We start from the raw sequence: 11,245 nt of genomic DNA on the forward strand, positions 1-11,245 counted from the left end.
GGTCATGGGAACGAGCGGCTGCGCTGGCCACAGTGGGGGCATGGACGGACTCATCGAAGCAGCCTTCGGGCTGAAGATCCGCGCCGAGAGTAGGTGGCGCCTTGGTAGCTGACCTGCTCTCACAGCGGTTGGACCCCGACCTGTGGGGTCACAAGGCGGCGCGGTTGAGCCAGGTCGCTGACCTCGGGCTCCCCGTGCCCCCGGGGCTCTGCCTCAGTACTGCGGGTCTGGCGCACGGAACCAGCGAAGCGATCGCCTCACTCCGCACGTGGTTGGAGCTCTACCGGCCCCGCCGAGTCGTGGTGCGCACCAGCTCGGCCCGGGAAGACGGGATGGAGCGCGCCCAGGCGGGTCGATCGGTGTCGCTGCTGAACTGTCCGCCCGACGCCTCAGCACTGGCCCGGGTCATCAACCAGGATCTGCTCTCACGGGAGGACTTGGAGGCCGTCCCGGGCGGGTGCGTTCTGGTCCAGGAACAGGTTGAGGCTTCCCTGTACGGTGTGGCCTTCCTCAGCCAGGATTGCCTGCTGGTCGAAGCATCCCCGTACCCGGACGGAGCCACCGCCGGGATGCCGTTGCGCATGCGAGCTCGGCGTGACGCCCGCCGGTTCAGGGCCTCTACCGGCCCCGATCAGGTCCCGAGCCTCGCCCTCACCGCGCAGCTCCACTCCCTGTGCCAACAGCTCAGCGCTCACTTCGGGTTCGATGTCGACGTGGAGTGGGCCTGGACCGGCGCGACCGTCCTGGTGCTCCAGGTCCGCCCGATCACACGTGCTGCCCTGGAGTGGGCCTCATGAGCGGGTGGGACAAGGTCGAGGCCGTCAGCGCTCTAGAAGCCCACGGGCTGCTGCGTGTACCGATCCGTCTCGTGCGGCGACCGCATCAGATGAGTGCTCGGGCTCTGCGCGACAGCTTCGGCGAGCACCGACTCCTGGTGTTGCGCACCGCGGCCACTTGCGAGGAGCGGAACCTGCCCCGCCTGGTCGGTGCCACACCCACAGCCGCGGCGAAGTGGATCGGCGATCTCGCTCCGGGGCTGTCTGTACTGGTGCAGCCATACGAGCAGGTGCTCTTCTCCGTCGAACTCGCGGTCTATGAGTCAGTGGTGGTGGCCGAGATCGTTCCTGGAATCTGGGAGCTGGACAGTCGCCTCATCCCCGCCGTCCTGGTGGTCAAGGACGATGGCCTCGAACTCACCATCCCGGACACCCACCTCCAGACGGCTCGCTTCCACGACCCCCGCCACGGAACCCGACAACGACCGGCCCGCGTTGATGACTGGCAGATCGCCACTCTCGTGGCGTGGGTTCGTGAACACCGCCGACACCTGTCCACCCTTCGCGACGACCTGGGCCATCCGTTCGGTCTCAAGCTGCACCACTCCAGCCGCTACGGACTCTCCGCCCAGAACATCCGCAGCAGTGTGCCTGAGCCCGGCACCTGGCAACAGGACACCCCCGCACTTCCGATCAACACGGCCTCGCTCTCGTCCACCGACGCATCCCTACCCGACGGCCCCGTGCTGCTCGACGTGTCCGTTGCCCGGGAGGAGCACGCCCGCCTGGCCGCGTTCATCGACCGACTCCACCAGGCCGGGGCGCGAGAGGTGTACCTGCGCTCAGGCCTGCTCTCGCACCTGGCCATCAACCTTCGGGAAGCCGGAATCACCGTCAGGAGCGCCCATGGCTGAGTTCTGGACCATCGAGGGCATCGACGGCGCGGGCAAGAGCCACCTGCTGTCCCGCCTGGCCACGACCACCTCTCAAGTCACTGCCCTGAGCAAGGACGATCCTCCCCACACCGGGAACACATGGCTGGACCAGCGCCTTGCCCTCATGCACGACCTGACCTGGGGCTACGACCACACCGAGCCGGTCTGGGACTACCCGGCGCACTACTGGCTGCACTCCCTGGCGGCCTGGTACGCGCTCTTCCACCACGCCCATGTGGCACCCGAGCTCAGCCGCCCCCGGCCGGTGGTGGTCGACGGCTGGTACTTCAAACACCAGGCCCGTATGACCCTGTCCGGCGACGATCGACTCGTCTCCCAGTCCGAAGCCGTGTTCTCCGCTCTGCCTCAGCCCGACCGGATCATCCTGCTCTCCACCCCGGCCGAGGTAGCCACCAGCCGCAGGGCCGGAACCTCCAACCCCTCCGAACACGGCGCCTTCACCACCAAGCGAGCCACGACCTCTTCAGAAACCTTCACCGACTACCAGGCCCGAACCTCCCACGCCCTCGAGAAACTGCTCAGCGCACACCCGACACCGGTCCACACCCTGCCCAGCACCGCCGATGAAACGGACCTCCTGCCCCTCCTCTACGGAGAGGTCAACGCGTGAACACCACCGCGGCCAGCCTTGTCCTGGCCAGCGAACACACCATGGGCGAACGCCTGCCCGACTACGTACTCCCCAAGATCCCCCTGGACCTGCTCACCGCTGCCCGAGGCCGGGCATGGGTCTACCCCAACCGCTCCCTGAGCTTCCTCCTCGGCGGCGACAAACGCGCGGGCAAACGCTTCAACTGGCGCCGCCCCTACTTCACCCTCGCCGACGGACTCCTGCACTGCGTCGTCCCTCCCGGCCAGGACTACACCCACCACTACGCGGAGCTTCTACGCGCGGCCTGCGCCATGACGGACCTACCAGCCGAGATCACCGTCGAGCGGCCCGCCCCCGGCCAGGGGCTGGCCTTCGTCGACCACTGGCTCCCACGCAACCTGCCCGCACACGACCTGACGATCCTCGGCTACGTCGAACCCCTCCTGACCCGGCCACCTGCCTCCGGCACCGACTGGAACGACCGCCCCGGCTTCGGCTGGCGCACCGCCCGCATCGGCCGCTCCACCGCCCTCCTACTGGGATGCGAATTCAGCTTCTGGGGTGACCTCGCCGGTGACCTGGTCACCGCCCTGATCACCCGCGGCCACACCTCAGGTGTGCTCTACGTCGGCAAACTCGGCGGCCTCCAGTCCGACATGGAGCCCAACACCGTCGTCGTCACCGGCACCACCACCCAGGTGAAGGGCCACTCCGTCTCCTGGAAGAGCGCCCTGGACCTCGACCCCACGCTGCCCGGACTCCGCACCGGCGTTCGGCACATCACGGTCCCCAGCGTCCTGGACGAAACCCGCATCTGGCTCGAGCAACACCGTGCACACTTCGACGTGGTGGATCCCGAGATCGGACACATGGCCCTCGCCGCCACCACCGCCAACGTGCCCTTCGACTACCTGCACATCGTCACCGACAACCTCAACGGCACCCACGACCACGGCCTGTACGCCGAACGCAGCACCCCGGTCGCCACCCGGCGCCGCCGCTGCCTGCACCACATCGAAACGATCCTGCACCGGAGCCTGGCATGAACCCGACCGCACCTGTCACCCTTCTCGGCCTGGATTGGAGCGACCCCGACACCCCGCGCCTGCGCACCACCGACCCCGACCACCCCGAAAACAGCCTGCTCCACCCCCTCCTGGGTGAACACGCCTTCCGTATCGACGGAGAGCAGCGCCGCTGCATCGGCTGGTTCGACCTCACCGGAGCCGAGGGCAGGCACGTGCGCTGCCGCACCGACGAGGTCGTCACCCGGGGCAAACAGTGCCGACGCTGTCAGTACAAGGAGGGGTTCATCGCCGCCCACCAGGCCCACCGCACCCCCGACGCGCTGCCCGAGAACATCCGCGACTACCTCCAGCAGCCGCACTGGCTCTACCTCGATGTCTTCGCCAACGGCACGACCAAGGTCGGCACCGCCGCCGACTCACGCCGCCGCAGCCGACTGGCCGAACAGGGACCCGTCGCCGCCCTCTATCTGGCCCGCACCAAGGACGGCGCCACCATCCGCAACCTGGAATCGGCCGTCTCCCAGCACTTCGGGCTGCCCCAACAAGTCCAAACCCGCCGTAAGGTGCTGGGCCTCCAGAACAGCATCGACACCACCGCACTCATCACGAAACTGACCGACCTCGCCGCCCAGGTCACCCCCTACCTGAACAAGATCGCCGACAACCAGCCCGGCACCGAAGTGCTCGCCGCCCCCGAACCCTGGGTACGGCCCGCCTGCTCCACCGCCGTCTTCGAATCCGCCCCCGTGCTCGCCCACCCCGACGACCTCACCCAGGGCACCCACCGACTGCACATCACCGGGGCCGCCGGCCCCGTCGCCGTGTTCTCCACCGGCCCCGAACCCGACGCGCCCCGTCACTGCGCCGACCTGAGCAGGCTCATCGGCCGCTCCCTGGTCCCGGCCACCGTCGAGGACGCTCCCACCGGCGCGCCCACCCTGTTCTGATCCGGAGGACCCCGTGCACGAGATCACCCTGAGCGAGATCTGCACCTTCTGCTGCGAGGTGGAAGGCGGCGACGACTCCAACCTCTTCTACGACCTCGGCCTGGCCCGTACCCGCACCGACTACGTGCTCCTGGAGAGCGAACACTTCGTCGTCATGCCCTGCATCGGCGCACTCACCGACTGGTACCTACTCATCGTCTCCAAACGCCACACCCTCTCCGTGGGCTGGCTGGACGAGACCGAACACGCCGACCTGCGCACCTTCATCCCACAGGTCACCGACCTCATCCGAGAACGCAGCGGCCTGGACAGCCTCGTCTTCGAACACGGCAGCCTCGACTTTCGCGACAAGGGCGGTGCCTGCTACGACCACACCCACATCCACGTCGTGGCCACCGACCACGATCACCGGCGCTTCCTCGACCACATCCCGGCACCCGTCACCATGCGGCCCTGTACGGACTGGATCAGTGCCTCCCGCCGACTGGTCGATGAGGAACAAAGCTCCTACCTCGCCCTGGGCACACCCGACCAGGACTGGATCGGCACCGCCACCGGAGCACCCTCTCAGTTCTTCCGCCGCTGCCTGGCCACCTGGATGGGAGCGGAAGAAGGGGAGTGGGACTGGCTCACCTTCCCCCAGACCGACCGAGTGCACCGCATGAGCACGGCCCTCAACACCAGGTGACCCACCCACTCCACTCCACACAACGGAGTGCTCCATCCGGGCGCGGTTCGGGCGCGCGGCCCCGGCGTAGGCTGGGGCCCGTGGCCCACTCCGAGGACTTCACCGAGCGCGCCCCGCGCGCCGTCCACACCGCCGCCCAGGCCCTAGATCGTTGATGTGAAAAGTGTGTGCCCTGGTCAGTGGTCGTAAGCGATCAGCGACCGCTTGACCGGGGCGCCGATCAGCCAGTTGTGCCAGATCACCGCGTTCAGCGCGCAGACGCGCTGGCACACCCTGGCCCAGAGCCCTTCGGTCGTACGAGCTTGGTGGCGTTCCAACCCGAGTTGGTTCTTCAACGTCCAGATCACCGCCTCGATCCGCTGACGCAACCACCCCGGGAAAGCGTGGTCGGGCTCGTCCTTGCGCGAGGGGCGGACCAGAACGTGACCCAGACCAGCGGCGGCCTTCTCGATCCCGGCCCCGGCGAACCCTTTGTCGCACACGATCGGCACCGGCCCCGGCCCGGGGGCGCAGCCCTGCACGTGGAGCAGGTGCAGCGCCTGCTTGCGCTCGTCCAGCTCCTTGGGATGGGCCAGGGAGAACGCGCACACCGACCCCTCGGCAGTGGTGATCAGCATGAGCTTGGCGCCCCAGTAGAACGCGTGGTGGGACTGGTCCATCCCATAGCCAGCGATCTCGCCCAGGCCGGAGCGGTTGACCGTCACTCGTGAGGCACCGCAGCGCACCGGGGTGCCATCCATCAACCGCAGTTTCTCGTGCCAGGTAGGTGCGACTCGGGCGAGCCACCGAGCTGCTTGGAGCAGGGCCGGGGCCGTCGCACGCAGGTGGCGGTTGTACTCGGACTGGCTGGGCAGACGCGGGAAGAGATGGCCGATGCGTGCTGGTGCGGCGCGCATCCAGTGCCGCTCGGAATCATGGCGCAGCAGGACCTGGGCGATGGCCACACAGACCAGTTCGGCGTCAGTGAGCAGGCGGGGCCGCCCCGCCCGTCGGGGTCGGTTCGCTGAAGGGAGCACCTCATCGTCCAGATGGACGTAGAGTGCTGTCAGAAGGGCGTCAAGGTCTTTGGTCACACTCTGATCCTTGACGCCCTTCGTCATGCCCGCAGCAGGTTCAGCGATTTCCCATCAACGATCTAGGCGTCCCCGAGGCTTCGGTTCACGAAGGGCCCGAACTCATCCGGATGGGTGAGCGCGCGGTGTTCCGCCTGCGCGACGGAGCCGTCATCGCCCGGGTAGAACGCTCCGCCGCCAGGAGGGCGGAGGCCGACCGGGAGGTGCGGGCCGCCCGCTGGCTGGCCGAACAGGGGCTGCCGGTGAGCCGCCCCCTGCCCGGTGAACAACCCGTTCTGGCTGAAGGCACCGCGGTTACGCTCTGGGAGGGGGTCCAAGGGGAGTGGACCGTCCCCCGGGAGTTGGCCCGACTCCTGCACACGCTGCACGGCCTCACCCCGCCATCGGCACTCGATCTCCCCGACCTGGACCCCTTCGACCGAGTGGCCGAACGCATCGACACGGCCCCCGGGCTCAGCCCCACCCAACGCGACCAACTGCGTGAGGTCCACCGCGACCTGGCCACCTGCCTCCCGACCACCAAACCGGTGTTGGGTACCCACGTCATCCACGGCGACGCCAATATCGGCAACGTCCTGGCCACACCGCACGGGGTCGTGCTCTTCGACCTGGACGGCATTTGCTGGGGCCCACCTGAGTGGGACCTGGTCCTGACCGCCCTCTACCGGGACCTGGGCTGGCACAGCGAAGCCGAGTACGCCGACTTCTGCGACGCCTACGGGTTCGACGTCACCGCCTGGGAGGGCTACCCCCTCTACAAGCGCGTTCGGGAACTGCGCATGACCACCTGGCTCGCCCAGAAGGGCGGGGAGAGCTCTGAGATCGACGCCGAGATCGACCAGCGCATCAGCGACCTGGCCGACCTCCGGCGCCCACGGGAGTGGAACCCCTACTGAGCAGCCGACACCACGGCCCGAGCCTGACTCAGGAACCGGTCCGCCATCGGTCCCCCACGGTGGGGCCGCACACTCCGGGCGAACGCGTCGAGGTAGCCCACGCACCGCGCCGAGGACGTCGCCTGCACCTGTGGTAGCACCACGGAGCCCAGATGGCAGGCCTCCTCGACCTCACCCTGCCCCAGCACGGCCGTCGCCAACACCAGACGGGTGAAGACGCAGCTGCGCGCGTACTCCGCCCCGACCGAGGACGCCAGACTCTGCTCCGCCAACCGCCGTGCCAGATGGGCGTGGCCCAGGTCGCGATGGCAGTGGGCGACCTCGTCGGAGTACTCCGCATGGGCGAAGTAGCCGATCCACCCCGGACCGGACCCCGGGTCACGTCGACCGATAGCCCGCTCCGCCTTGCTCATCGCCTGGAAACACGAGGCCTTGTCCTGCCCGGAGGCGTGGGCACGCGCCTCCATCATCAGGAACTGCGCCCGCATGGTCTGCGTCGCCCGCTCCCCGGCACCGCTCAACGCCGCCCGCGCCAGATCCCGCGCCTCGGCGTGCGCACCGACGTAGTTGGCCTGGTGGCTCATGGCCGAGAGCACGCTCGCCCCGAGTAGCCGGTCACCCGCATGCGCGGCCAGGTCCAGGGCCTGCACGAATAGCGGCGGGCTGCGCCGTTGCGCTGGCGTCGTAGGACATCCACGCCAACGAGAGCACGAACTCCGCGGACACCGCGAACAGCGTCCGGTCGGCCTTCTCCGCATGGGACTTCCGAAGCAGCGGAACAACCGTGCCGTTGAGGTAGCGCACTGCCGCCGCCCGCGCGTTGTCACAGCCGAAGCGGTTGTCCAACGCCGAGAACGTCTCTGACGCGCTGCGGATCGCCGCGACCGGACCCTCGGCCACGTGAGCCTCGGCCCTACCGGAGGCGGGCCCTGACACCAGCCAGGAAAGCACAGCGGAACTGACCGCGGAGGCCGGTGGTTGCTGCTCCACCCCGGGGACGTTCTCAACATCCAGGCTGACCACCTGCCCCAGGACTTCGGCGGTCTTCTGCGGGGAGCCGTTCAGTTCCAAGCCCAGTTCCGGTGGCACCCGCTCCATCACGGGGGAGGGGATGTCGTACCCGTGAGTGATGCCCTCGACCACCCGTCGGACGGTCTCCTGCTTACGCAGTTCCCGCTGGCCGTTCAGGACTCGCGAGACCATCGTCTGGGACAGGTCGCACATGCGCGCGATGGCGTCTTGGGCCAAGTCGGTGTGCCGGAGCAACAGGCGAATCAGCGCGTTGGCGTCCCTATGCCTCGTGGGCCGTCCCGATTGAGGCGTGCTTCGGGGCACTGCGCTAGTTCGCCATCGCCAATAGTCCGAATATGGGTGCTGCATGCGCGCAATGCCAATGCCCGCGACCTTGCCGCACCCGCCTAGCAACGGCGCGAGAGTGCCCCGGTACTCAGTGAGAAGGAGGTTTGGTGGGCAGTCCGGCCGGTGGCTAACCCACTAGTAGCCTTGGTGCTGAACTGATGTGTCGATATGGGAAATGAAATATTGAGAAAGATTTTCGTTGAGTATGGAATCTGGCGCCTTTCGGAGATTTTTTACGTGAGGCTGTTCCCTGGCCTCGGAGGCCTGGGGGCTCTCGTAGTAAGATTGCGTAGGCGTGCCCGGGGGGAGGGGGTTTCTGTTCGCGAGGCGAAGGAAATTTTCTTCCTGGACATGATGCTTACATCGCTCTATGTGCTGCCATTGGCGCTAGCTACGGAAGCTATTTACCAGATTTCTCAAGTGGCTTTTGTTTCAAACTTCGAAAGAGATTACTATTACGCTTGGTGCTTCCTTTTTTCCGCCCCTGCCATTGGCGTGACCTTCGTCATGGCTGTTGAGTCGGCAAGGGCTGTTTTTGTCGGCGCCGTTAAGGGGAGTCGTCATGTTATCTTCGCGCTCGGAAGAAATTCATATGCTGCAATTCACTCAATTTCAACTTCTGTCGTCGTGTGTGGTTTCTTGGTGAACGTGTTGTGAGTATTCAAGAATGGGGAAATTTGGGTGCTCTTGGCGAATAGTAGTTCGAGCTCATCTCATTTGGTGAGTCTGCGGTAGCAAATCAGTGTGCAGGCAATGCTGGCGAAGGCCAGGAAGTGGTCGGCCTTGCGTTCGTAGTGTCGGTGCAGGCGGCGGCAGCCGGCCAGTCAGGCCATGGTGCGCTCGACCTGCCATCGGTGCCCACCCAACTGCTGCGACGACTCCCCACCCTTACGGGCCAGGCGGGTGGGCAGTGCCGCGCTTGCGGGGCCAGCGGCGCAGGTGGCAGTTCCAGGCCTTGCTGCAGCGGGCATCGAATCCCACTGTGTAGATGCAGGTGCTCCCGTTCGGTCGTGGTGCGCACAGCGCGATGAACGGTCCCTGGTCATCCTCGACATGGACCATGCGGAGTCACTCGTGTACGCGGAGACGCCCGGATCGGGTCAGGTGATCACCGACCAGGTGATCGTGGGAAACTGCCAGCGCACCTCAGGAGCCTCGCGCGGAAAGCCTGCTCTTCATCGCATCACTGTGAGGAGAACAACCGTGGACGCGACCTGGCGAAGGCCGAGCTACAGCGGCAACCAGGGCCACTGCGTGGAAGCGCGGAGGGATGCGGGTTCCCGTTCTCGTTCGGGATTGGCCTTCCTGTAGGCAATCATGAGGCGGGTGGGGCTGGCCCAGGAGGTTCGGTGTGGAGGACTCGGCCGAGAATCCGAGGGGTGGCGTGACTGCGAGGTGGACAAGTCCGATGGGGTTCTCGCGGGTCATGCTGTGACTGAGGTGCGACTGAAGTGCACGTACGGAGCACACAAGCCCCGGAAACGCCGCGAGGACCTCTTGCGAGGTCCTCGTGTACCCCGTCTGACCTGGGGGTTTGTGGTGCACCCAGCAGGATTCGAACCTGCGACCGTCGGATTAGAAGTCCGATGCTCTATCCACTGAGCTATGGGTGCTCGGTTAAATTGTGGCGCTTGGTCGCGCTGTGTGGCCGGGCTGTGACCTGGGGGACCTGGTGGGTGCCCTCGGGGAGACATCCTAGGGCATTCGTCGGATGTCGCCCAAGGGAGGGCAAAGTCTGACCAACTACGGTGATTCGTAGTTGCGTCTCGTTACCACGTGTGTTCCACCAAACCGGTCGCTATGGGCCTCGCGCACCACGTTACCGGTGATTAACCCCTGGTGCGCTGCTGTGCGGCGGGCGTTTCGTGAACTCCAGGGTTGTCAGCCCCCGTGGGGAGACCCCGTTCAGAAGATCCACCACTGGCCGAGCAGGATCGCGAGCGACGCCACCGTGAACAGCATGCGCTCCCTTCCAGGAAAGACTCTAGGCTGCTCTACGTGTATGAGCGAATACAATGCGTGGCAAACATGGGTTTGCCGGGGTTTGGCGACGTGTTGGCCGGCGGAGGGTGCTCGAACGCCGGTCGGCTTGGAATCCAGGATCGGCCAGCGTGGTGGCCGATCCTGGTGGGTCAGGCCGCGAGGCCGCGCGCGTAGTTGACCTGCTGGTTGACGTGCTGCACGTAGGACCGGTTGCTCACCATGATCTGCGTGGAGTGGTACTGGCCGGCGCCCTGCACGGTGACCTGGACGTGTCCGGTCGTCCTGTCCTCCTTGACGAGGAGGATCAGCAGGCCGAGGAGGCAGGTCCACCAGAAGATGAGGATCGCGACGATGATCGCCCACACGGGGGTGCTGCGCTCGGTGCGGCTCATGTCGCTGACGGTCCACACCGTCCCCCTGATGGGGAACCGGCCGGACGGGGTGATCACGGTGTTCTGCGTGATCGCGATGTCCCCGATGGTGTCGAGGGTGGGTTCGTGCGGCATGCCGCCGTCGAAGGGCTGGTATCCGCCCGTGGGGGCGCCGTAGGGCTCCAGTTGGCCACCGGTGTGCGGTTCGGGGGGCAGGCCCCACCCTGGGGTGCCGCCGCTGGGCTGTTGCCAGGGCTCACCCTGATGGGGGTCGGGGTACTGGTTCATGGGGCGATTGTGTCAAAGGACGTGGCCGTGCCCGGTGTCCGCCCGAGTGACCGGCGGGTTGTGGCCGGATGTGGCCAGTGTCCACGGTGCGTGTCGGTGGCGGTGCAGGCTGCTCATACGGGTTTCCGCAGGTGTGGCATGGGTCACTGCAAACCAAGTTTTTCGGGTACCGAGGCCCAGCTTCTGTGGAAGAACGTGAAAGTCTTTCGCACTTTGCGTACCTCTACGTACCATGCGGCTGATCCATCGCCCGCACCCCCAGGTGGTGACCCCACATGCCCCCGTACC

At 66.5% G+C, this 11,245-nt stretch carries 12 protein-coding genes, 1 tRNA gene and 1 pseudogene; 8 read left to right on the top strand and 6 right to left on the bottom strand.

Annotated elements, in window-relative coordinates; genetic code table 11:
- Positions 1–101: 101 nt before the first annotated feature.
- Genes AC0VYL_RS06515 through AC0VYL_RS06540 form a run of 6 tightly spaced genes read left to right on the top strand, consistent with a single transcriptional unit; the run spans position 102 to position 4,987 of the window.
- Positions 102–797: a pyruvate phosphate dikinase gene (locus AC0VYL_RS06515; RefSeq protein WP_475482596.1), complete on the top strand. Its 696-nt coding sequence runs from the start codon at positions 102–104 to the stop codon at positions 795–797.
- The gene (locus tag AC0VYL_RS06520; RefSeq protein ID WP_475482597.1) at positions 794–1,690 is read left to right on the top strand and encodes a hypothetical protein; all 897 of its coding nucleotides are present in this window, start codon (positions 794–796) and stop codon (positions 1,688–1,690) included. The genes AC0VYL_RS06515 and AC0VYL_RS06520 overlap by 4 nt, the downstream gene beginning before the upstream one ends.
- Positions 1,683–2,342, top strand: coding sequence for a thymidylate kinase (locus AC0VYL_RS06525; RefSeq protein ID WP_475482598.1), 660 nt, complete (start codon positions 1,683–1,685; stop codon positions 2,340–2,342). Before AC0VYL_RS06520 ends, AC0VYL_RS06525 begins: the two co-directional genes overlap by 8 nt.
- Positions 2,339–3,370 carry a hypothetical protein gene (locus tag AC0VYL_RS06530; protein WP_475482599.1) on the top strand — a complete coding sequence of 344 codons (1,032 nt, stop codon included), beginning with the start codon at positions 2,339–2,341 and terminating at the stop codon, positions 3,368–3,370. Before AC0VYL_RS06525 ends, AC0VYL_RS06530 begins: the two co-directional genes overlap by 4 nt.
- Positions 3,367–4,299, top strand: a complete 933-nt coding sequence (locus AC0VYL_RS06535) for a DUF2797 domain-containing protein (RefSeq protein ID WP_475482600.1) — start codon at positions 3,367–3,369, stop codon at positions 4,297–4,299. The genes AC0VYL_RS06530 and AC0VYL_RS06535 overlap by 4 nt, the downstream gene beginning before the upstream one ends.
- Positions 4,300–4,312: 13 nt before the next feature.
- Positions 4,313–4,987, top strand: a complete 675-nt coding sequence (locus AC0VYL_RS06540) for an HIT domain protein (protein WP_475482601.1) — start codon at positions 4,313–4,315, stop codon at positions 4,985–4,987.
- Positions 4,988–5,163: 176 nt separating this feature from the next.
- Here the strand turns inward: AC0VYL_RS06540 and AC0VYL_RS06545 are convergent, their stop codons facing one another.
- A complete protein-coding gene (locus AC0VYL_RS06545) occupies positions 5,164–6,060 on the bottom strand; it encodes a transposase (protein WP_475453480.1) in 897 nt (298 codons plus the stop codon).
- Between the two features lie 110 nt (positions 6,061–6,170).
- Between AC0VYL_RS06545 and AC0VYL_RS06550 the strand changes: the two genes are divergently transcribed.
- Positions 6,171–6,956, top strand: coding sequence for a phosphotransferase enzyme family protein (locus AC0VYL_RS06550; protein WP_475482602.1), 786 nt, complete (start codon positions 6,171–6,173; stop codon positions 6,954–6,956).
- On the opposite strand, the gene AC0VYL_RS06555 is transcribed toward AC0VYL_RS06550, so the two are convergent.
- On the bottom strand, positions 6,950–7,606 hold the full coding sequence (locus AC0VYL_RS06555; RefSeq protein WP_475482603.1) for a hypothetical protein: 657 nt from the start codon (positions 7,604–7,606) through the stop codon (positions 6,950–6,952). The two genes, AC0VYL_RS06550 and AC0VYL_RS06555, sit on opposite strands and share 7 nt — an antisense overlap.
- A complete protein-coding gene (locus tag AC0VYL_RS06560) occupies positions 7,572–8,204 on the bottom strand; it encodes a hypothetical protein (RefSeq protein ID WP_475482604.1) in 633 nt (210 codons plus the stop codon). Before AC0VYL_RS06560 ends, AC0VYL_RS06555 begins: the two co-directional genes overlap by 35 nt.
- Positions 8,205–8,498: 294 nt before the next feature.
- Between AC0VYL_RS06560 and AC0VYL_RS06565 the strand changes: the two genes are divergently transcribed.
- On the top strand, positions 8,499–8,972 hold the full coding sequence (locus AC0VYL_RS06565) for a hypothetical protein (protein ID WP_475482605.1): 474 nt from the start codon (positions 8,499–8,501) through the stop codon (positions 8,970–8,972).
- Between the two features lie 56 nt (positions 8,973–9,028).
- Here AC0VYL_RS06565 and AC0VYL_RS06570 read toward each other — a convergent pair.
- From AC0VYL_RS06570 to AC0VYL_RS06580, 3 genes and pseudogenes are all read right to left on the bottom strand, one after another.
- Positions 9,029–9,257, bottom strand: a pseudogene (locus tag AC0VYL_RS06570) (transposase); the annotation flags it as partial.
- A gap of 595 nt (positions 9,258–9,852) precedes the next feature.
- Positions 9,853–9,928, bottom strand: a tRNA-Arg gene (locus tag AC0VYL_RS06575).
- Positions 9,929–10,447: 519 nt separating this feature from the next.
- On the bottom strand, positions 10,448–10,957 hold the full coding sequence (locus AC0VYL_RS06580) for a hypothetical protein (RefSeq protein ID WP_475460350.1): 510 nt from the start codon (positions 10,955–10,957) through the stop codon (positions 10,448–10,450).
- Positions 10,958–11,245 lie beyond the last annotated feature (288 nt).

The sequence above is a fragment of the Nocardiopsis sp. iso_238 genome, assembly GCF_056173325.1.

Bases quoted from the DNA above. Each gene is read 5' to 3' on its own strand.
- AC0VYL_RS06520 (WP_475482597.1), top strand. From the start codon at position 794: ATGAGCGGGTGGGACAAGGTCGAGGCCGTCAGCGCTCTAGAAGCCCAC.
- AC0VYL_RS06525 (WP_475482598.1), top strand. From the start codon at position 1,683: ATGGCTGAGTTCTGGACCATCGAGGGCATCGACGGCGCGGGCAAGAGC.
- AC0VYL_RS06535 (WP_475482600.1), top strand. From the start codon at position 3,367: ATGAACCCGACCGCACCTGTCACCCTTCTCGGCCTGGATTGGAGCGAC.
- AC0VYL_RS06550 (WP_475482602.1), top strand. From the start codon at position 6,171: ATGGGTGAGCGCGCGGTGTTCCGCCTGCGCGACGGAGCCGTCATCGCC.
- AC0VYL_RS06580 (WP_475460350.1), bottom strand. From the start codon at position 10,957: ATGAACCAGTACCCCGACCCCCATCAGGGTGAGCCCTGGCAACAGCCC.